This is a genomic window from Stenotrophomonas sp. YJH_SMC_32, assembly GCF_059369975.1.
The window spans coordinates 850,119-870,994 of sequence record NZ_JCAFTE010000001.1; the positions used below are offsets into that span (position 1 = coordinate 850,119).

The 20,876-nt window shown below is 66.2% G+C and carries 18 protein-coding genes; 11 read left to right on the forward strand and 7 right to left on the reverse strand.

The features are described 5' to 3' along the window. Nucleotides 1-68: 68 nt before the first annotated feature. The 3 genes from AC5P7S_RS03840 to AC5P7S_RS03850 all read left to right on the forward strand — a co-directional run bounded on the left by AC5P7S_RS03840 (nucleotide 69) and on the right by AC5P7S_RS03850 (nucleotide 2,995). On the forward strand, nucleotides 69-746 hold the full coding sequence (locus AC5P7S_RS03840) for a response regulator transcription factor (RefSeq protein ID WP_005410804.1): 678 nt from the start codon (nucleotides 69-71) through the stop codon (nucleotides 744-746). Further along, a complete protein-coding gene (locus AC5P7S_RS03845; RefSeq protein ID WP_032954439.1) occupies nucleotides 709-2,079 on the forward strand; it encodes a sensor histidine kinase in 1,371 nt (456 codons plus the stop codon). The genes AC5P7S_RS03840 and AC5P7S_RS03845 overlap by 38 nt, the downstream gene beginning before the upstream one ends. Before the next feature lie 529 nt (nucleotides 2,080-2,608). After that, nucleotides 2,609-2,995 (forward strand): hypothetical protein, encoded by a 387-nt coding sequence (locus AC5P7S_RS03850; protein WP_095377256.1) that lies wholly within the window; start codon nucleotides 2,609-2,611, stop codon nucleotides 2,993-2,995. Between the two features lie 173 nt (nucleotides 2,996-3,168). Here the strand turns inward: AC5P7S_RS03850 and coaE are convergent, their stop codons facing one another. Genes coaE through AC5P7S_RS03865 form a run of 3 tightly spaced genes read right to left on the reverse strand, consistent with a single transcriptional unit; the run spans nucleotide 3,169 to nucleotide 5,922 of the window. Beyond that, on the reverse strand, nucleotides 3,169-3,780 hold the full coding sequence (gene coaE, locus AC5P7S_RS03855; protein WP_095377255.1) for a dephospho-CoA kinase: 612 nt from the start codon (nucleotides 3,778-3,780) through the stop codon (nucleotides 3,169-3,171). Nucleotides 3,781-3,791: 11 nt separating this feature from the next. Then, on the reverse strand, nucleotides 3,792-4,655 hold the full coding sequence (locus AC5P7S_RS03860; RefSeq protein WP_095377254.1) for a prepilin peptidase: 864 nt from the start codon (nucleotides 4,653-4,655) through the stop codon (nucleotides 3,792-3,794). A gap of 7 nt (nucleotides 4,656-4,662) precedes the next feature. Then, nucleotides 4,663-5,922, reverse strand: coding sequence for a type II secretion system F family protein (locus AC5P7S_RS03865; RefSeq protein ID WP_065178933.1), 1,260 nt, complete (start codon nucleotides 5,920-5,922; stop codon nucleotides 4,663-4,665). Nucleotides 5,923-6,278: 356 nt separating this feature from the next. Here AC5P7S_RS03865 and AC5P7S_RS03870 point away from each other — a divergent pair, with 356 nt between their 5' ends. The 3 genes from AC5P7S_RS03870 (at nucleotide 6,279) to pilB (ending at nucleotide 9,027) form a co-directional block, all read left to right on the forward strand. Beyond that, nucleotides 6,279-6,704, forward strand: coding sequence for a pilin (locus AC5P7S_RS03870; protein ID WP_065178932.1), 426 nt, complete (start codon nucleotides 6,279-6,281; stop codon nucleotides 6,702-6,704). 108 nt (nucleotides 6,705-6,812) lie between these two features. Continuing rightward, complete coding sequence (locus AC5P7S_RS03875) at nucleotides 6,813-7,232, forward strand: pilin (protein ID WP_065178931.1); 420 nt, start codon at nucleotides 6,813-6,815, stop codon at nucleotides 7,230-7,232. 64 nt (nucleotides 7,233-7,296) lie between these two features. Then, the gene (gene pilB / locus AC5P7S_RS03880; RefSeq protein WP_065178930.1) at nucleotides 7,297-9,027 is read left to right on the forward strand and encodes a type IV-A pilus assembly ATPase PilB; all 1,731 of its coding nucleotides are present in this window, start codon (nucleotides 7,297-7,299) and stop codon (nucleotides 9,025-9,027) included. A 168-nt stretch (nucleotides 9,028-9,195) separates the two neighbouring features. Here the strand turns inward: pilB and AC5P7S_RS03885 are convergent, their stop codons facing one another. Together AC5P7S_RS03885 and AC5P7S_RS03890 are read right to left on the reverse strand one after the other, a co-directional pair. Further along, nucleotides 9,196-10,569: a sigma-54-dependent transcriptional regulator gene (locus AC5P7S_RS03885; RefSeq protein WP_005418616.1), complete on the reverse strand. Its 1,374-nt coding sequence runs from the start codon at nucleotides 10,567-10,569 to the stop codon at nucleotides 9,196-9,198. 60 nt (nucleotides 10,570-10,629) lie between these two features. Next, nucleotides 10,630-12,243 (reverse strand): sensor histidine kinase, encoded by a 1,614-nt coding sequence (locus AC5P7S_RS03890; protein WP_095377253.1) that lies wholly within the window; start codon nucleotides 12,241-12,243, stop codon nucleotides 10,630-10,632. Nucleotides 12,244-12,651: 408 nt separating this feature from the next. Between AC5P7S_RS03890 and sucC the strand changes: the two genes are divergently transcribed. The 3 genes from sucC (at nucleotide 12,652) to AC5P7S_RS03905 (ending at nucleotide 16,588) form a co-directional block, all read left to right on the forward strand. Continuing rightward, entirely contained in the window at nucleotides 12,652-13,821 is a 1,170-nt protein-coding gene (gene sucC / locus AC5P7S_RS03895) for an ADP-forming succinate--CoA ligase subunit beta (protein ID WP_005418614.1), read from the forward strand. Nucleotides 13,822-13,845: 24 nt separating this feature from the next. Further along, on the forward strand, nucleotides 13,846-14,721 hold the full coding sequence (gene sucD / locus AC5P7S_RS03900) for a succinate--CoA ligase subunit alpha (protein WP_005418610.1): 876 nt from the start codon (nucleotides 13,846-13,848) through the stop codon (nucleotides 14,719-14,721). Nucleotides 14,722-14,953: 232 nt separating this feature from the next. Further along, nucleotides 14,954-16,588 carry an NAD+ synthase gene (locus tag AC5P7S_RS03905; RefSeq protein WP_095377252.1) on the forward strand — a complete coding sequence of 545 codons (1,635 nt, stop codon included), beginning with the start codon at nucleotides 14,954-14,956 and terminating at the stop codon, nucleotides 16,586-16,588. Between the two features lie 114 nt (nucleotides 16,589-16,702). Here the strand turns inward: AC5P7S_RS03905 and AC5P7S_RS03910 are convergent, their stop codons facing one another. Both AC5P7S_RS03910 and AC5P7S_RS03915 read right to left on the reverse strand, forming a co-directional pair. Then, entirely contained in the window at nucleotides 16,703-17,908 is a 1,206-nt protein-coding gene (locus AC5P7S_RS03910; protein ID WP_065196690.1) for a lipase family protein, read from the reverse strand. A 199-nt stretch (nucleotides 17,909-18,107) separates the two neighbouring features. Continuing rightward, on the reverse strand, nucleotides 18,108-18,995 hold the full coding sequence (locus tag AC5P7S_RS03915; protein WP_032960726.1) for an outer membrane protein assembly factor BamD: 888 nt from the start codon (nucleotides 18,993-18,995) through the stop codon (nucleotides 18,108-18,110). A 113-nt stretch (nucleotides 18,996-19,108) separates the two neighbouring features. Here AC5P7S_RS03915 and rluD point away from each other — a divergent pair, with 113 nt between their 5' ends. Beyond that, on the forward strand, nucleotides 19,109-20,098 hold the full coding sequence (gene rluD, locus AC5P7S_RS03920; protein WP_095377251.1) for a 23S rRNA pseudouridine(1911/1915/1917) synthase RluD: 990 nt from the start codon (nucleotides 19,109-19,111) through the stop codon (nucleotides 20,096-20,098). Next, on the forward strand, nucleotides 20,098-20,868 hold the full coding sequence (pgeF, locus tag AC5P7S_RS03925) for a peptidoglycan editing factor PgeF (RefSeq protein WP_095377250.1): 771 nt from the start codon (nucleotides 20,098-20,100) through the stop codon (nucleotides 20,866-20,868). The genes rluD and pgeF overlap by 1 nt, the downstream gene beginning before the upstream one ends. Nucleotides 20,869-20,876: the final 8 nt, after the last annotated feature.

The following is a 20,876-nucleotide window of genomic DNA, read 5'->3' on the forward strand; positions in this document are numbered from 1 at the left end:
CCCGCACAGGGGCATCCTGAGCAGGTGGGCCTGGCCCCCCGACGACCCTTCAAGAACCAGAGGTCCCAGTGCGCATTCTCGTAATCGAAGACAACAGCGACATCGCCGCCAACCTTGGCGACTACCTTGAGGATCGTGGCCACACCGTGGACTTCGCCGCCGACGGCGTGACCGGCCTGCACCTGGCGGTGGTCCACGAGTTCGACGCCATCGTTCTGGACCTGAACCTGCCGGGCATGGACGGCATTGAAGTCTGCCGCAAGCTGCGCAACGAAGCGCGCAAGCAGACCCCCGTACTGATGCTGACCGCCCGCGACTCGCTGGACAACAAGCTGGCCGGTTTCGATTCCGGCGCCGACGACTACCTGATCAAGCCGTTCGCGCTGCAGGAAGTGGAAGTGCGCTTGAACGCTTTGTCGCGCCGCGGCAAGGGCGTGCAGACCCGCGTGCTGGAAACCGGCGATCTGGAATACAACCTGGACACGCTGGAAGTGCGTCGCCAGGGCAAGCTGCTGCAGCTCAACCCGACCGCGCTGAAGATTCTGCAGGCCCTGATGGAGGCCGCGCCGGCCGTGGTTACCCGCCAGGAACTGGAGACCCGCGTCTGGGGCGAAGAGCTGCCCGATTCGGATTCGCTGCGTGTCCACATCCACGGCCTGCGTGCGGTGGTCGACAAGCCGTTTGAAGTGCCGCTGATCCAGACCCGCCATGGCATCGGATACCGCATCGCCACCCCGGAAGCCTGATTCCGTGGCAACCAAGGGGGAGCGCCGGCGTTCGCCGTATCGGCGGCGCCTGCGCAGCCGCATCATCGTCTCGTTCGTGTTGTTGGGCTTCTGCCTGACGACACTGTTCGCGTTCGCCACCAACTGGGCCCGCATGCGCGTGGAAAACCAGCTGGTGGAAGACGTGATGAACCGCAACATCAACGAGTACGTGCGGCGGTTCTACGAGAGCCCGGATCGCAACCCCGACCTGCCCGTGCAGCAGATGCGTGCGCGCCTGATCAAGCCTGACAAGTTCGAGGCGCTGCGCGAGGAAGAGCCGGACTGGTACGAGTTCAAGGATGGCCTGTACAACATGGGCGGCGTGGATGAGCGCGGCCAGCGCTATTCGTACAAGCTGGCCGTGCGCAAGACGCCCGACGCCTGGGCATTCCTGGCTTACGACATGACCGACAGCGTGCGCGGCGGGCAGCAGCTCAACCGCGCGCTGGTACTGTCGGTGCTGGTGTTCAGCCTGTTGTCGCTGGTGCTGGGCTGGTGGTCGGCCTCGAAGGTGATGAAGCCGGTCTCGGACCTGGCCGCGCGGCTGCGTGCCTATCGCGGCGGCACCAGCGAGCCCGAGCCGCTGGCGCCACGTTTCCCCGATGACGAAGTGGGGCAACTAGCGCAGGCGCTGGATGATTATTCGTCGCGGCTGACTGAAGTGGTGCAGCGCGACCGTGAGTTCAATGCCGACGTCAGCCACGAGCTGCGCACGCCGCTGGCGGTGATCCGTGGCGCCACCGAACTGCTGCTGACCCGGCCCGGCCTGGATGAGAAGGTGCTGCAGCGTCTGCAGCGCATCCAGCGCGCCGAACAACAGTGCAGCGACCTGATCGGCGCACTGCTGCTGCTGTCGCGCAATGAACGCGGGCAGGGCACCAGCAACGTCGCGCGCGTGGCCGAACAGCTGCTGGACGCCCACCGTGCACAGCTGGGAGGCAAGCCATTGGAACTGGCACTGGAAGGCGAGCGCAACCTGGTGATCGATGCGCCGGAAGCCGCGTTGTCGGTGGCGCTGGGCAACCTGATCGGCAACGCGGTGAAGTACTCGCAGGATGGCGAAGTGCGCGTCTTTGTCGGCAGCAATTCGGTGTCGGTGACCGACAGCGGACCGGGGCTGAGCGAAGAGGATGCCGCCAAGCTGTTCCAGCGCGGCTATCGCGGCACGCATGCCGGCCATTCGCAGGGCGGTGGCATCGGCCTGTCGATCGTCAGCCGCCTGTGCGATCTGTATGGCTGGCAGGTGAGCGTGCGCCCCGGTGGCGAGCGCGGCGTGATCGCCACCCTGACATTCTCGCCGAAGCCGTTGTAAGGGCCTCTGCTTTGGTGGGTGCCGACCTTGGTCGGCAATGGCTCTGCTTTGGTAGGCGCCGACCTTGGTCGGCACGAATCCGGCCGGCGCCGTATAGCGCCCAGTGTCGCTTGTGCCACCGAATCCCCCTCGCAGGAACCCAGGGCCAGAAGCCCAACACGACATCACCGTGACCGCTGCCACGCCGCGTGCGTGTCCGCATGCACGCATTCGCACCCTCAACTGCGGCTTGAGAATTTCCTTACAGATCACAGCGCTGCGTGATGGCCAGATGGGTCGGCCGGGGCAGGTGCCCTGGCCGGGATTGGCGTCCTGAAAAAAACCTTCAACTCAAGCGCTCCGGGTGTGCTGCGGCTCATCACGGAAAATGCATCGGCTGCCTTGTTTCGGCGGATGGTGCGTGGGGATTCATCAGAATCCGCTGGAGTCTTTTTCCTCGCGCTTGAGTTGTTGGGTCTCCGGTACGCCAACCCGCACCGTCCGCCACCTTGCATCCGCAGGTGGCTCGTCGTCTGCGAGGAGATTCACCATGTCCGCACGCCCCTTGTTCCCCCAGCTGCACGCCCTGATCGGCGAAGCCGCCGACCTGCTGCCGGCCGACGTCGCCGAGCGCATCGAAGTCCTGCTCGATGATCCCAAGGATCTGCTGCCCACGCTGCTGGCCCGCATGGACGGGCGCGATGCAGCCGACGGCCGACGGCTGGAAGCGGAGGGACTGAGCCCGGCACAGGCGGCCACCATGGCCGGCCTCAGTCGCACCCTGGCCGGCTTGAATGCACTCATGCAGGTGCTGCACGCCGCCGAGGCGGCCCGCGAGCAGGGTGGTGCGCACCAGCAGCTCAGCCCCGACGTCGTCGACGGTTTGTTGCTTGGCGCACGAGAACTGGCCCGCTATGCGCGCCTGCAGCTGGAGTAGATCCACGCCATGCGTGGATGCAGAACACTTTGTAGAGCCGAGCCCATGCTCGGCTTGATGATCGCAGCCGAGCATGGGCTCGGCTCCACAGCAGTTCCACGCTGGCGCCGGGTAGATCCACGCCATGCGTGGATGCTGTTCGGTAGTGCCGGCCGCTGGCCGGTAGCCAGGCCTCAGCCCCCAGCCAACCCCAGATACCGCGCATGCAGCGCTTCCACCTGCACCTGCAGGTCCTCCGGGTGGCCATCGTTGACCACCACATCATCGGCCAGTGCCAACCGCTGCGTGCGGCTGGCTTGGGCGGCGATCATCTTGTCGGCCAGTGCGGCGTCGATGCCGTCGCGCTGCATCAGCCGGGCGTGCTGCACGGCTTCGGGCGCATCCACCAGCAGCACCCGGTCCAGCCAAGGGTAGGCTTGCCTGCCGCCGACCTCAGTCAGTAGCGGAATGGCGGCAATCGCGTACGGGCTGGTGGCCTGCTCGCACTGCTGTTGCATCAGAAGGCGGATGGCCGGATGGGTGATCGCTTCCAGTGCGGCCCGTTCGGCCGGGTCGGCGAACACGTGGGCCCGCAGGCGCGCCCGGTCCAGGCTGCCATCCGCCTGCAGCATGTCGGCGCCGAAACGCTCGGCGATGCGGCCCAGGGCAGGGCTGCCGGCAGCAACCACCGCGCGGGCGGCCAGATCGGCGTCGGCCACCACGATGCCCAGCGCCTCGAAGCGCCGGGTCACCTCGCTCTTGCCGGCGGCAATGCCACCGGTCAGGCCCACCACATACCGGCTCATGGGGATTCCCCTCAGCGCAGTCCGCTCAACACCAGGTACTGCTCGACCACCGGCGCGCCCCACATGAAGTAAAGCCAGCCCGCGATGGCCAGGTAGGGGCCGAACGGAATCGGCGTGGCGCGGTCACGGCCCCGGGTGTACAGCCAGATCGAACCGATGATGGCGCCCAGCACCGACGACAGCAGGATGATCGGCAGGATGCCCTTCAGCCCGCACCAGGCGCCGAGGGCGGCCAGCAGCTTGAAATCGCCGTGGCCCATGCCTTCCTTGCCGGTCAACTGCTTGAACAGCCACCAGACCATCCACAGCGACAGATAGCCCACCGCCGCGCCGACCAATGCAGGCTTGGCCGGCATGTACAGGTTGTCGATGTTGCCTATCAGGCCCAGCCACATCAGGGGTAGGGTCAACTGGTCGGGCAGCAGCTGGGTGCGCAGGTCGATGCCGGACAAAGCGATCAGAAAGCAGGTCAGCACGATGGCGCCAAAGCCCTGCCAGCCGAAGCCGAACTGCCAGACGCAGGCCAGCACCAGCACCGAGGTCAGGGCCTCCACCAGCGGGTACTGCAGCGAGATCGGCGCCTTGCAGTGGCGGCACTTGCCGCCTTGGATGATCCAGCTGAACAGCGGGATGTTCTCGTACCAGCTCAGCTTGTGCTTGCAGTGCGGGCAGTGCGAGGGCTCGACCACGATCCCCGGTGGTGGGGGCTCGTAGAAGTCCGGTTCTTCCAGGACCTCGCGCGCATCGCGCTTCCACTGCCACTCCAGCCGCTTGGGCAGGCGCAGGATGACGACGTTGAGGAAACTGCCCAGCAGCAGCCCCAGGGCGACCGCGGCGGGGTAGCCGAGGCCGGGATGCTGGTCGAGAAATGCCATGTAGTGATTATCCGACGACGGCGCCGAGTTTGAAGATGGGAAGGTACATGCCGATGACCATACCGCCTACAACGACACCGATGAAGACCATGATCATCGGTTCGAGCAGACTGCTCAGGGCATCCACGGCGTTGTTGACTTCCTGCTCATAGTACTCGGCCACCTTGAATAGCATGGCATCCAAGGCACCGGCTTCTTCACCGATGCCGGTCATCTGAATGACCATATGGGGGAAAAGGGCGGTCTGCTTCATCGCCATGTTCACTGGATAGCCCACTGATACATCGTCACGCATCCGCAGCACGGCCTCTTCGTAGACCTTGTTGCCGGTGGCGCCGGCAACGATGCCCAGCGCTTCAACCAGCGGGACACCGGCCTTAAAGGTCACGGCCGTAGTGCGGGCGAAACGGGCGATCGAGCTGTTGTGCATGATCTGGCCGATCACAGGCACCCTCAGAATCAGCCGGTCCATGGTGTGCTGCATCTTGGGTGATCGCTTGTAGGCCATAGTGAGGACCACGACGGCGCCCACCGTCACGATTGCGATCAGCCACCACCAGGAGACCATGAAGCGCGACAGATTCACGATCATCTGAGTGAATGCAGGCAGTTCCGCCCCGAACCCGCGGAACACTTCTTCAAACTGCGGTACGACGAAGATCAGCATGATGGCGCTGACCAGCAGCGCTACGACTATGACCATGGCCGGGTAGAACAGTGCCTTCTTGATCTTCCCCTTCAGGCCTTCAATGTTCTCTTTGTAGGTGGCGACGGTATCCAGTACGGTCTCCAGTACACCCGCCCCCTCGCCGGCCCGGACCAGGTTTCGATAAAGTTCATCGAACTGCACGGGATGCTTGCTGACCGCCTCATAAAGCGAAGAACCGCCCTCAATATCGGCGCGAATTCCGTCGACCATCTTCTTCATACGTGGGTTCTTGTGCCCACTCCCGATGATGTCCAGGGCCGAGACGATTGGCACGCCGGACTTCATCATTGTTGCCATCTGACGGCTGAAGAAGGCAATGTCCTTTGGTGAGACTTTGCTGCCGGCGGCGCCGAACAGTGGCTTGGGTTTGGGCTTTACCGTGCCGGGGTTGATGCCCTGTCGACGCAGCTCCGCCCGCAGCAGATTTGCGTTCTTCGCGGCCTGCTCCCCTTTCATCTTCACGCCCCGCTTGTCGGTCCCCTCCCAGACAAACGGCTGCAACTCCGTGGTGCTGCGCGCCACGGGTTCTTTCTTGATCGCACTGCGACTGACAGACATATCGGCTCCCCAAGACCCGCCATCCCCAGGCGGGCGTCTAGCCGTCGATGGTAGCGGGTTCATGCCCGTCTGGGCAGTTGTTGGGGGCGCCATCATGCGAATTCGTGCCGGGTGCCGACCAAAGGTGACGCACTGCGTCACATTGCCGCGTCCATCGCAGATTCGCATCCGGGGGGTTCCCATCCGTGAAATAGCTGCCATCATGGGCGCGGGGAAATCCAGGGGGAGGCGTGCCGGGGTTGGCACGCAACCTGCGTTGATCCACCCGCAGGGGGCAGGACCCGCTCAGCTGGCCGCTGGCCAGACCGATCCTGTGCTCTGAAATCAACCACCACTTATCTTGGGGATGTACCAAAATGAAGAACCAGAAGGGCTTCACCCTTATCGAACTGATGATCGTCGTTGCGATCATCGCCATCCTGGCCGCCATCGCGATCCCGCAGTACAACGATTACACCGCGCGCGCCCAGATGACGGAAGCCTTCACTCTGGCGTCTGGCATGAAGACGCCGATTGCAGAAGCTTTCGCCCAGGACAACACCGCAGCGACCTCTTGCGTCGTGCCGGCTGGCTCGGTAACCACTGGTAAGTACGTCGCCAGCCTGACGCCGACTCCGGGCGCAGACAGCTGCGCGATTGAAGCCAAGATGAAGGCGGCGGGTGTGAACGAGAAGGTGAAGGAGGCGACCGTCACCTTGACCTACAAGCCGTCGACCGGCGCGTGGACCTGCAAGAGCAGCGTCAGCGCCGCGATCACGCCGAAGGCTTGTGATCCGACCTAAATATAGTTGTCCGTAAGAAAAAGGCCCCGGTGTTGCCGGGGCTTTTTTTTGGGCAATGTGTTGTGCGCTGAGCAGGCACATACACTCTCTGCGCTGGGGAGCGCAATCATGAAAATGCAGACGGGCTTCACCTTGATCGAGCTGATGGTCGTGGTGGCTATCATCGCCATTCTCGCGGCCATCGCCATCCCGCAATACAACGACTACACTGCACGCAGCCAGTTGTCCGAGGCGATCAGTCTGCTGGGCGGCCTGAAAACTCCGGTGGCCGAGCAATTCGCCAACAGCAATGTAGCAACATCTTGCGCAGTGCCGGCCGATGCCGTAACGACGGGTAAGTACGTCGAAAGCATCAAGGCATCACCTGCCATTCCTTGCGTGATCGTCGCGACTATGGCCGCGGCGGGTGTCAATGAGAAGGTCAAGGCAGCGACAGTGACGATCACATATTCAGCCAATACAGGCATCTGGGACTGCAGGACCAGTGCGCCTGCTGAGGTTGCGCCCAAGGCATGTCCGCACGGCTGAATCTACTTGCCGGTTCCGAGGCGGCCATCTGTAGGGTAGGCTGCGCGGGGAGTTGGAGTAAAGAATGAACACGATCGTTTCCGCCAATCTCGTCGGCATCACCGGCCTGGCCCGTCGCCTGGTCCAGGATGGTGCGCTGGACGAGGCTTCCGCCCGCGACGCGATGGCCAAGGCCGCTGCGGCCCGCCAGCCGCTGCCGACCTGGTTCGCGCAGAACAAGGTGGTCGGTGCCGCACAGTTGGCGGCCGCCAATGCGGTCGAGTTCGGCATGCCGCTGTTCGACGTGTCCACGTTCGACGCCAGCCAGAACGCGATGAGCCTGGTCAGCGAGGAGCTGCTGCGCAAGCACAACGTGCTGCCGCTGTTCAAGCGCGGCGGCAAGCTGTTCGTGGGCACCAGCAACCCGACCCATTCGTTGGACGAGATCAAGTTCCACACCAATCTGGTGGTGGAGCCGATCCTGGTGGATGAGGACCAGATCCGCCGCACGCTCGAGCAGTGGCATGCCAGCCATGACACGCTGGGCGACGCGCTGGGCGGTGACGACGATGGCATGGGCAACCTCGATGTTGCAGCCGGAGACGAGGATCTCGGCGCCGGCGGCGACGCCGGCATCGATGCCAAGGGCGATGACACCCCGGTGGTGAAGTTCGTCAACAAGGTGCTGGTGGACGCGATCCGCAAGGGCGCCTCGGACATCCACTTCGAGCCCTATGAAGACGACTATCGCGTGCGCCTGCGCATCGATGGCCTGCTGAAGATGGTCGCGCGCGCGCCGGTGAAGTTGAACCAGCGCATTGCCGCGCGCCTGAAGGTGATGGCGCAGCTGGACATCGCCGAGAAGCGCGTGCCGCAGGACGGACGCATCAAGCTCAACCTGTCCAAGACCAAACAGATCGACTTCCGCGTGAGCACCCTGCCGACCCTGTTCGGCGAGAAGGTGGTGCTGCGTATCCTGGATGGCAGCGCGGCCAAGCTGGGCATCGACAAGCTGGGTTACGAGCCCGACCAGCAGAAGCTGTTCCTGGAAGCCATCCACAAGCCGTACGGCATGGTGCTGGTGACCGGCCCAACCGGTTCGGGCAAGACGGTGTCGCTGTACACCGCGCTGGGTATCCTCAACGACGAGACGCGCAACATCTCCACCGCCGAAGACCCGGTGGAAATCCGCTTGCCCGGCGTCAACCAGGTGCAGCAGAACAACAAGCGCGGCATGACCTTCGCCGCGGCACTGCGCTCGTTCCTGCGACAGGATCCGGACATCATCATGGTCGGCGAAATCCGCGACCTGGAAACGGCCGAGATCGCGATCAAGGCGGCGCAGACCGGCCACATGGTGCTGTCCACGCTGCACACCAACGATGCACCGCAGACCATCGCGCGCCTGATGAACATGGGCATCGCGCCGTACAACATCACCAGCTCGGTGACGCTGGTGATCGCCCAGCGCCTGGCGCGCCGGCTGTGCAGCAACTGCAAGCGCCCGGCCAATCTGCCCGAGCATGCGCTGCTGGCCGAAGGCTTCACCCAGGCGCAGCTGGACGCGGGTATCGAGCTGTACGAGGCGGTCGGCTGCGATGAGTGCACCGAGGGCTACAAGGGTCGTACGGGTATCTACCAGGTGATGCCGATGACCGACGAGATCGCCACGATCGTGCTGGCCGGTGGCAATGCGTTGCAGATTGCCGAGGCCGCGCAGCAGATCGGGGTGAACGATCTGCGCCAGTCGGCGTTGAAAAAGGCCGCTGCGGGCATCACCAGCCTGGCCGAGATCAACCGCGTTACCAAGGATTGAGGTCGATCCACGCCATGCGTGGATGCCGCGATGCATGAGGTTGCCGGCCAGCGGCCGGCACTACCACATTGGTGGGTAGATCCACGCCATGCGTGGATGCCGCGATGCATGAGTTTGCCGCCAGCGGCCGGCACTACCAGGTTGGTGGGCCCGCGTCGGGCCCTGTCCTTACTCCATGCCCAACTTCTTCAGCTTGTAGCGCAGCGCGCGGAAGGTGATGCCCAGCTGCGCGGCGGTGCGGGTCTTGTTCCAGCGGTTTTCTTCCAGCGCGCGCTGGATGGCGCTGCGCTCGAGCTGTTCGATGTACGAGGGCAGGGCGGCGTTGCCGGGCTGCAGGTCAGCCACGGCTTCGGCATGTGCTGCGCTGCCGGGCGTGCGCGGGGCATGTTGCGGCAGGCGCAGGTCGTCGGCGCCGATGCGGTCTTCTTCGGCCAGTGCCAGTGCACGCTCCAGGATGTTCTCCAGTTCACGCACGTTGCCGGGGAAGGCGTACTGGGCCAGTGCGTCCAGTGCCGACGGCGCCAGCAACGGCGTCGGGCGGCCATGGCTGCGGGCCAGCCGTGCCAGCACCGACGCGGCCAGTTCCGGCAGGTCCTGGCGACGCTCGCGCAGCGGCGGCACCCTCAGCTCAATCACGTTGATGCGGTAGTAGAGGTCGTGGCGGAAACGGCCGTCCTCGACCAGCTCGGCCAGGTCCTTGTGGGTGGCCGAGAGGATGCGCACGTCCACCGGCTCCTCGGTGGCGGCGCCGACCGCACGCACCGACTTTTCCTGGATCGCGCGCAGCAGCTTCACCTGCATCTGCAGTGGCAGCTCGGCCACTTCGTCCAGGAACAGGGTGCCGCCATGCGCGGCCTGGAACAGCCCGGGCTTGTCGGCGTGGGCGCCGCTGAAGCTGCCCTTGCGGTGGCCGAAGAATTCGCTCTCCATCAGCTCGCCGGGAATGGCGCCGCAGTTGACCGGCACGAAGGGGCCGGCCGCGCGGGCGCCCTGGGCGTGGATGGTGCGCGCGACCAGTTCCTTGCCCACGCCGGATTCACCGAGGATGTAGACCGGCGCCTGGCTGCGCGCGACCTTGCCGATGGTGGTACGCAGCACGTCCATGGCCGGCGAGTCGCCAAGCAGGCGTGCGCCCTGTTCGGCGGCAGGGCCAGGCGCGGGCCGCTCGGTGTTGTTGAGTTCCAGCGCGTGCTTGACCAGGCCACGCAACACGGCGATGTCCACCGGCTTGCTGACGAAATCGAAGGCGCCGGCCTTCAGCGCTTCCACCGCCAGGTCCATGCTGCCAAAGGCAGTGATCATCGCCACCGGCGTGCGCGGGTAGTGCTGGGCGATCTCGCTGACCAGCTCGATACCGTTGCCGTCCGGCAGGCGCATGTCGGTGATGCACAGGTCGTACGGATTGCTGGCCAGCAGTTCGCGCGCTTCGGCAAGGTTAGCTGCGGTACTGATGCGCAGCCCCATGCGGCCGAGCGTCAGTACCAGCAGTTCGCGGATGTCGCGTTCGTCGTCGACGACGAGGGCGCTGCGGGTTTCGTTCATGGGCGTGAAAGATAAACGAGGGGGCTGGAAGCGACAAATGTTTGACGCACAGAATCGAGATCAGGTGGGCAACAGCGTATGCGGGCCGGGCAGCACCAGGCGGAAGCAGGAGCCTCCAGCGGGAACCGGGATGTAGTCCAGCCGCGCCTGGTTGGCCCGGCACAGCTCGCGGGCGATGTACAGGCCCAGCCCGGTGCCGTGCTCGGAGGTGGTGAAGAACGGCCGGAACAACTGCGCGGCGACACTCTCGGGAATACCGGGGCCACGATCCATCACGTCGATGACCGCACTGCGCTCGTGCTGCGCCACGCGCAGGCGCACCCGCGCCGGCTGCTGACCAATGCGGCCATATTTGAGCGCGTTGTGCACCAGCACGGTCAGCACCTGGTAGAGGTGCTTGCTGTCGACCTGGGCCAGTACCGAGGTGTCGTTGATGATCGGCTCGATGCTGTCGGTCTCCAGCGTCTGACCCTGCTTGTACTCCAGCACGAAGCGGCGCACGAAGGCGGCCAGGTCGACGTTTTCGGGCGTGGCGCGCTCGCGCCGGGCCAGGCCCAGCACGCTTTCGACGATGCCGTTGGTGCGCTGGCACTGCTGGCGGATGATCTGCAGCAGGCGGCGGTCGCTTTCGTTGAAGCCGGTGCCTTCTTCCAGCAGCTGCACCGCGTAGTTGATCGCGGCCAGCGGGTTGCGGATCTCGTGGGCGAGGCTGGCCGAGAAGCGCCCCATTGCTGACAGGGTGAGCGACTCGGCACGGCGCGAGACCACGCTGGAGTCGTCCAGGAATACCAGGGCCAGCTCGCTGCCGGCCAGCAGGCGCGCAAAGCGGGGCTGCACTTCGGGCTGGTCGGGGTTGAGCTGCAGCGGCAGTTCGTCCTGCGCCCAGCCGTTGCGCCAGCGCTGCAGGCGACGGGCCAGTTCCGGGGTGGCGCTGGCCAGGTCCAGGCGGCCGCTTTCGCCGCTGCCGTCGCTGTCACCGAGCAGCATCGAGGCGGCCTCGTTGGCCAGGGTGACACGGTTGTCGGCGTCGACCACCAGCACGCCGGTGCGCATGCGGCGGATGATCAGCTCGTTGATCTGGAACAGGTTGGCTACTTCGTCGCCGCGCTGGTTGGCCAGCTGCTGGTTGCGGCGCGCGCGGCTGCCGACCTGGTAACTGATGAAGGCCAGCGCCAGGTAGCTGGTGGCGAACATGGCCAGTTCGGCCAGGGTACGGGTGGGATCGCCGCCTTCCAGCAGCTTCCAGGTGTATTCCACGCCGGTGGCGAGGCTGGCGGCCAGTGCCAGGCCCAGCCCCAGGCTGAGCGGCAGCAGGGTGGCGGCAGCGGCGATGTTGAACAGCAGCGACATCGAGATGCCGGCGCTGGCACCCGGCAGGGCATGCGACAACAGGGTGGCGGCGACAATGTCCACCAGCACGCCGCTGACCACGATCGGGCGCAGCCAGCGTTCGTTGCGGCCGATCACCAGCGCCAGCAGCGACAGCACCAGGTAGATGGCGGCGACGGTGTCGGCCAGCCGCGGGTGGTGGGCTTCGCCGACCATCGCCGACAGGGGGCTGTAGAGCAGGGCGGCGATGACCGAGGCGATCAGCACCCGGTACAGCGCGAAGAAATACAGCTCACGCCGCGGAATCGATTCGATGCGGTCGATCAATGAAGCACTGGGTGACACGCCGGAACTCCCCTTCTGGCTGCCTGGGTCTGGAATCTGCGGCGGGCCTGCCCGGCGTCCCCTGAGGCCGGGCGGTACGTCGCTTCGATGTGGCCTGCGGTGGAAAACCGTCGAGCACCCCCGACGCTACACACCCTGGCTGACCAGTATAGGGCCCCCGGCAGGGGCCCGCCGCTGCGGCCCGGATCGCGCATTTGGCCTGGGGTGGATACCGCTGGCCAGCCGGCCCCCGGGCGCAACTGCCTGAATGACGGCGGAAATCTGGCCGGGTCTGGCGTTTTGTACAGACTTCTTTGCGCCCCGGCGCCGGCTCGGCCACAATAGAGGGCCCGCCGCGGTCCGTGCCGGTGCCTCTTCGAGGGGGCCCTGAGGAATTGCGTGCGGTCGTTCCTATTCCCACGGTGACGCATGAATTTCCACGAATACCAGGCAAAACAACTGCTTGCCGAATACGGCATCCCGGTCCCGGCCGGCAAGGTCGCGGCGACCCCGGACGAGGCGGTTGAAGTCGCCCAGTCGCTGGGCCAGGGCCCCTGGATGGTCAAGGCGCAGATCCACGCTGGCGGCCGCGGCAAGGCTGGCGGCGTCAAGTTCTGCAAGACCGTCGACGACGTGAAGGCCGCAGCGGCCAAGATGCTCGGCACCAAGATGGCCACCTACCAGACCGCCGGCGTCGAGCTGCCGATCAACCTGGTGCTGGTGACCACCGCCGGTGAGATCGTCAAGGAGCTGTACCTGTCGGTCCTGGTGGATCGCGGCACCCGCACCATCAGCTACATCGCCTCTTCCGAAGGCGGCATGGAAATCGAGCAGGTCGCTGCCGAGACCCCGGACAAGATCCACACCCTGAACGTGGACTTCGTCGAGGGCGTGCAGGGTTACCACGGCCGTGACATCGGCTTCAAGATGGGCCTGACCGCCAAGCAGGCCGGCCAGTTCGCCAACATCATGGTGAACCTGTACCGCATCTTCAACGAGAAGGACCTGGCGCTGGTTGAGATCAACCCGCTGGCGATCCTGGACGATGGCAACCTGTACGCGCTGGACGGCAAGTTCAACAGCGACGACAACGCCAACTTCCGCCACAAGGAACTGGTCGCGATGCGCGACAAGTCCCAGGAAGATGAAACCGAAGTGACCGCTTCGGAGCTGGACATCAACTACGTCACCATGGACGGCAACATCGGCTGCATGGTGAACGGTGCCGGCCTGGCCATGGCCACCATGGACGTCATCAAGCTCAACGGCGGCGAGCCGGCGAACTTCCTGGACGTGGGCGGCGGTGCGAACAAGCAGCGCGTCATCGAAGCGTTCAAGCTGATCCTGTCCTCGGACAAGGTTGAAGGCATCTTCGTCAACATCTTCGGCGGCATCGTCCGCTGCGACATGATTGCCGAAGGCATCATCGCCGCCGTGAAGGAAGTGGGCGTCAAGGTTCCGGTCGTGGTGCGCCTGGAAGGCACCAACGTGGAAGAGGGCAAGCAGCTGCTGCGTGACAGCGGCATGGCCATCATCCCGGCTGACAACATCAACGACGGCGCCAAGAAGGTCGTTGAAGCGGTCAAGAACGCCGCCTGATCCACGACACCGAAGGAAATTCCCATGTCTGTTTTGATTAACAAGAACACCAAGGTGATCGTGCAGGGCTTCACCGGCCAGCAGGGCACCTTCCACGCCACTCAGATGATCGAGTACGGCACCCAGGTTGTTGGCGGCGTGACCCCGGGCAAGGGGGGCACCACCCACATCGACCTGCCGGTCTTCAACACCGTTGCCGACGCCGTGCAGAGCACCGGCGCCAACGCGTCGGTCATCTACGTGCCGCCGCCGTTCGCGGCCGACGCGATCCTGGAAGCTGCGGCTGCCGGCATCAAGGTCATCGTCTGCATCACCGAAGGCATCCCGGTGCTGGACATGCTGCGCGTGAAGAACGTGCTGACCCGTTCCTACCCGGACACCGTGCTGATCGGGCCGAACTGCCCGGGCGTCATCACGCCGGGCGAGTGCAAGATCGGCATCATGCCGGGCCACATCCACAAGCCGGGCAAGATCGGCATCGTGTCGCGTTCGGGCACCCTGACCTATGAAGCGGTCAAGCAGACCACCGAAGTCGGCCTGGGCCAGTCCACCTGCATCGGCATCGGCGGTGACCCGATCAACGGCCTGAACTTCGTCGACTGCCTGAAGCTGTTCAACGAAGACCCGCAGACCGAAGGCATCATCATGGTCGGCGAGATCGGCGGTGACGCCGAAGAAGCCGGCGCCGAGTACATCAAGAACCACGTGAAGAAGCCGGTCGTCGGTTTCATCGCCGGTGCGTCGGCTCCGGCCGGCAAGCGCATGGGTCACGCGGGCGCGATCGCCTCGGGCGGCAAGGGCACCGCGGAAGGCAAGTTCGCCGCGATGGAAGCGGCTGGCGTGGTCACCGTCCGTTCGCCGGGCGACCTGGGCGCCGCCATCGCCAAGCTGGTGAAATAAGATCGACTGCCTCGCGCAGACGACGCTGTAGAGCCGGCCGCTGGCCGGCTGCCTGAAACAGAAAGGCCGCCTTTGGGCGGCCTTTCTGCGTCTGGCGCCCTGACGGTTCCGGTAACCCCATCCACGCATGGCGTGGATCTACTGAGCCGGGGCTGTCCACGCAGCGAGCGTGCCCGGCGCGCGCATGGCGCGGCGTTACAATGGAAGCATTGCAACCACAGGCTGGATTCCCATGGCTTCGATCCGCATCGCGATGGCGCAGTTCGACTTCCCGGTCGGCGACGTCGCCGGCAACACCGAACGCATCATCGAGATGATCGGCCAGGCGCGCGATGAGTACGGCGCCGAGCTGGTGATGTTCCCCGAGCTGGCGGTGAGCGGCTACCCGCCGGAGGACCTGCTGCTGCGCCCGGGTTTCCTGTACGAGTGCGAGCAGGCGTTGACCCGCATCGCCACCGCCTGCCGTGGCATCACCGCCGTGGTCGGCTGGCCACAGGCGGCTGGCGCGGTGGTCTACAACGCTGCCAGCGTACTGCGTGACGGCCTGGTCGAGCAGACCTACCGCAAGCGCGAACTGCCCAACTACGCGGTCTTCGACGAGCGCCGCTACTTCGACGTCGATCCGGATGGTGGCAGCTGCGTGTTCGAGGTCAATGGCATTCCGGTCGGCCTGCTGATCTGCGAGGACCTGTGGTTCGCCGAGCCGCTGGCCGACACCACGCGCGCGGGTGCGCAGCTGGTGGTGGTGCCGAATGCTTCGCCCTACGAGCGTGGCAAGCACGCGCAGCGCGACGCCGTGCTGGCCGCGCGTACCCGCGAGAGCGGGGTGGCCATCGCTTACCTCAACGTGGTGGGCGGCCAGGATGCGCTGGTGTTCGACGGTGCTTCGGTGGTGGCGGATGGTGATGGCACGGTGCACCCGGCCGCTGCTGCCTTCGTCGACCAGTGGCTGGTGGTGGAGTATGACGGTGAGACCCGCCGCTTCATGCCGCATGTGTGGATGGACGACGGCGACGAGAGCATGGACGCGCTGGCCTGGCGCGCGGTGACCCGTGGCATCCAGGACTATTGCCGCAAGAACGGTTTCAGGAAGGTGTGGCTGGGCCTGTCCGGTGGCATCGACTCGGCCCTGGTGCTGGCATTGGCCGTGGATGCGATGGGCGCGGAGAACGTGACCGCCGTGCGCCTGCCGTCGCGCTACACCGCCGGCCTGTCCAACGACCTGGCCGCCGAGCAGTGCCGGGCGCTGGGGGTGAAGCTTGAGGCTGTGTCGATCGAGCCGGCGTTCAAGGGCCTGATGGAATCGCTGGCGCCGATGTTCGAAGGCACCGCGCCGGACGTGACCGAAGAGAACCTGCAGTCGCGCAGCCGCGGCGTGATCCTGATGGCGCTGGCCAACAAGTTCGGTGGCCTGCTGCTGACCACCGGCAACAAGAGCGAGTACGCGGTCGGCTACGCCACCATCTACGGCGACATGTGCGGTGGCTATGCGCCACTGAAGGACCTGTACAAGACCGAAGTGTTCGGCCTGTCCAAGTGGCGCAATACCGTGGGCGGCGCACCGGTGATCCCGCCGGCGGTGATCAGCCGCCCGCCGTCGGCCGAGCTGCGCGAGAACCAGCTGGACCAGGACTCGTTGCCGGCCTATGACGTGCTGGACGGCATCCTCTACCGCTACATCGACCAGGAGCAGTCGCGCGGCGAGATCGTGGCCGCCGGCTACGACGCAGCCGTGGTCGACCGCGTGCTGCGCCTGGTGCGCATCAGCGAGTGGAAGCGGCACCAGGCCGCGCCGGGGCCGAAGGTCTCGCGCCGCGCGTTCGGCCGCGAGCGGCGCTACCCGATCAGCAACGGCTACAAGGGCTGAGGCAGCGCTTGGCGGGTCGTGCCGGCCGCTGGCCGGCAACCCGTTGGCCCCTCCCCGGTGGGTGCGGAGCTTGGTCCGCACGATGGTCGAAGATCATCCACGCTTGGCGTGGATCTACCGGACTCCGTCGAGCAACTGTTCGAGACCGGCGGTTTCCGCAGCGTCGTTGAAGGGATCGTCCCCCAGTCGCGCACGTACGAACCGCAGGCCATCGGCCGCCGCTGCGTCCAGCGTGCCCCGGTGGTCGACGGGGTAGCGCCGGAACGCGACCGGCTCGCCTCGCAGGGCCAGCCCAGCGGCGTACAGCAGGGTGGTCAGGTAGGGCACATCGCGGTCCTGGCTGCCATGGCCCAACATCAGCGGTTGGCTGAAGCCGCGGCGCGGTACGCCGAGATAGTCGTACAGCACCGCCCAGATGCCCGGCACGCTGGCCAGCGGCGCAGTGAACATGCTGCCGGTGTCGGCGCCGTCGAGCGTGGTGGCCAGTTCGCCCAGGCACTGCTCGCGTGCCACCGCCACCCGCGCGCGGCCTTCATCGCTGAGGACGCGGTCGATCTGCGGGGCGACCTGCAGCAGGCCATCGAGCAGATACGCGTGATACGCGTTGAGCGCGCCCGGATTGGCGGTGCGGTTGTCCGGCTTCATCACCAGCGCGGTCAGTTCGACCGCGGTGGGCGTGCCGGTGGTGAAGCTGCCGCGGTACTGCAGCGACGGTCCGCCATAGGTGGGGGCGATGTGGCCTGCCGTGAGCGCGGCGGCACCACCCTGCGAATGGCCGACCGAGACCCAGCGCGGCGACAGCGTCCCGTTGCCGAGGTACTGGCGGCTGGCCTTGATCATGTCGATGGCGTTGCGCGCGGCAGTGCGCACATGCAGATAGGCATGGTCGCCTGAGCTTCCGAGGCCCTGGTAATCCGCGGCGACCACTGCATAGCCCTGTGCCAGGAACCGATCGAGAAAGCGCCCGTCGCGTTCGGGTTGGTAGGGGCCGGAGACCGAGGGCGCACAACGATCCGCAATGCCCTGGGTGCCATGCGCCCACGACACCACCGGCCAACCGCCGATGGGCGGCGTGCCGGCGGGCAGGTACAGCAGGCCGGTGCCTTCGGCCAGCTGCCCGCGGTGGTCAGGGGTGCGGTAGTGCAGTTTGTAGGCCTGGGCGGCCTGGGACGGCACCCAGGTGGCGCGATAGGGGGCTGCGGACAGCAGATCGCCCGCTGCGTCCTGTGCGGCGGCCGGCGGCGCCGAGGTCAGCGCCAGCAGCGCGATGGCGAGGAGGCAGGACAGAGGGCGGATACTGCAGCAGGGCAGACGGGCCATGGGGCGCTCCGTGATGGCCGGTGTGGCCGTGGCGCTGCAGTGTGGATGGCCGTGCCCGGGCAGGCTGCGACCGGCGTCGCATCCGCCGTGGATTCGTAGCATTCCTAGGTGCCGGCCCCGGCGCGGGGAGGCGGACGAGGAAAGCAGTCGAGCATGGCTTGACTCTACAAAGAAGAAGGGCCCCTTTCGGGGCCCTCGCTTACTTCTTTTCCAGTCGCGCGTTGCGCTGGCCGGTGCTGGCGGACTTCTCGCCGGCGAACGGGTTCAGCTTGCGGATCATCCACGGGTACTTCGGCCACTTGCCTTCCAGCCACGGGTGGTCCGGTTGGTTCAGCTGCAGGACGCGGCGGGCGTCGTCGGCCAGGGTCTTGTTGCCCAGGTGGGTGTAGGAATCGGCCAGCACGGCCACGGCGTCGTACTGGAAGGCGCTCTGCGGGTAGGTTTCCAGCAGGTAGTTGGCGCGGCCCACGGCTGACACCCAGGCGCCGCGGCGCATGTAGTACAGCGCGTTGTCCAGCTCGTGCTGGGCGAACACGTCACGCAGCTCCAGCATGCGCTGGCGCGCATCGGCGGCGTAGCGGCTGTTCGGGTAACGATCAACCACGATGTTGAAGTCCGAGTACGCCTGGTGCGGCGTGGACAGGTCGCGGCGGCTGGCATCCAGCGACCATACGCGGCGCAGGAAAACCGTACTGCGGTTGGAGTTGGCCAGGCCGCGCAGGTAGTACAGATAGGCAATGTTGCGGTGGGTCGGGTAGGTACGGATGAAGCGGTCGATGCTGGACACCGCGTCATCGTGCTTGCCGGCCTTGTACTGGGCGTAGGCGGTTTCGATCATCGCCTGCTCGGTGTACGGACCGTACGGATACTGGGCCACCAGACGGCGGAAGCTGGCTTCGGCGCCGCTCCAGTTGCCGCCCTGCATCAGCTTGTGGCTTTTCTCGTACAGCTGTTCGACCGGCACGCCTTCATCGGGGCGATCACCCTTCTTGGCGCCGCGATGGCAGCCGGTTGCGGCGATGACCAGCACCAGCAGCAGGGCGGTGAGGCGGACGGGCGCGGAGAGCATGGCGGAGCGTCGGATCATGGGGTCGAGGCGGGACGCGGCTGGAATACGAAGGGTCGATGATAGCCTAGTGTCCTGTCCAGCGACTGAAACCGGCCGCCGGGACCCCAAAATTTCAAAGAATGCCCCCTGCCATGTCTGAACAACCCTCTGAATCGGCCCGCCAGGCCATCGTCCCCGACACCGCCGCCGGCCGCCGTTTCGACGCGGTCGTGGCCGAACTGTTCCCCGAATACTCGCGCTCGCGGTTGACCGAGTGGATCAAGGCCGGGGAGGTCCTGCTGGACGGTGCCCAGGTGCGCCCGCGCGATCCGCTGCGCGGCGGCGAGGTGGTGACCCTCAACGCGGTGCTGGAAACCCAGACCGATGCCCAGCCGGAGGACATCCCGCTGGACGTGCTGTTCGAGGACGAGCACCTGCTGGTGATCAACAAGCAGGTGGGCCTGGTGGTCCATCCGGGTGCCGGCAACCACAGCGGCACCCTGGTCAACGCGCTGCTGTTCCGCGATCCGTCGGTGGCGGTGCTGCCGCGCGCCGGCATCGTGCACCGCCTGGACAAGGACACCAGCGGCGTGATGGTGGTGGCCAAGACCCTGGAAGCGCAGACCGCGCTGGTCGAGCAGCTGGCGGCACGTGACGTGCACCGTCAGTACCTGGCCATCGTGATGGGCGCGCTGGTGGCCGGTGGTACTGCCGATGCCCCGATCGACCGCCACCCGCGCGACCGCCTGAAGATGGCGGTGCGTGAGGACGGCAAGGAGGCGGTGACCCACTACCGCCTGCGCGAGCGCTTCCGGGCACACACCGCGCTGGAGTGCCGCCTGGAAACCGGCCGTACCCACCAGATCCGCGTGCACATGGCGCACGTGCGCCATCCGATCATCGGCGACCCGCTGTATGGCGGCGCGCTGAAGCTGCCCAAGGGCGCCAGCGACGAGCTGGTGGCCGCGCTGCGCGGCTTCAAGCGCCAGGCCCTGCACGCCGAGACCCTGGAGTTCATGCACCCGATCACCGGTGAACCGGTGCGCAACACCGCGCCGGTGCCGGAGGACATGCTGCACCTGATGAAGGTGCTGCGCGAAGACAGCGAAGCCTTCGCCGCCCGCGAGCGGGACCGCTGGTGATGGCGGCCGCGCTGCCGTTGCTGCAGGCCGACTGGCCGGCGCCCGCAGGCGTCCATGCGCTGACCACGCGCCGGCACGGTGCGGGCATCTCGCCGGCGCCGTTCGCGCAGTTCAACCTGGGCAACCGGCACGCGGCCGATAGTGATACCCCAGCCAACGTTGAGCACAACCGCCAGCTGCTGCAGCAGGGGCTGGCGCTGCCGTCGGCACCGCACTGGCTGCGCCAGGTGCACAGCAGCACCGTGCTGCGCTTCGATGCACCGCCGGCGCCCGGCGCGAGCGAGCCGGTGGCCGACGCGGCGGTAACCTCGGTGCCGGGCGTGGTGCTGGCGATCCTGACCGCCGACTGCCTGCCGGTGGTGTTCGCCGCCGCAGACGGCAGCGAGGTGGGCGCGGCCCATGCCGGCTGGCGGGGGCTGGCCGACGGCATGCTGGAGGCCACGGTGGCCGCCCTGCAGACGCCGCCGACGCAGCTGCGGGCCTGGTTGGGCCCGGCCGCCGGGCCGTCCGACTATGAGATCGGCGAGGAGGTCTATCACGCCTTCGTCGGCCATGATCCCGCTGCTGAGCGGGCGTTCGTCGCGACCCGTCCCGGACACTGGAAGGTGGACCTTTTCGCGCTGGCGCGGCAGCGCCTGCAGTCTGCGGGGATGGACCCGGCACAGGTGTATGGTGGCACGGTGTCGACGATGGCCGACCCGGACCTGTATTCGCATCGGCGCGATCGTCGCACCGGGCGCATGGCGACCCTGGCCTGGATCGCGCCCTGACTGCGCCG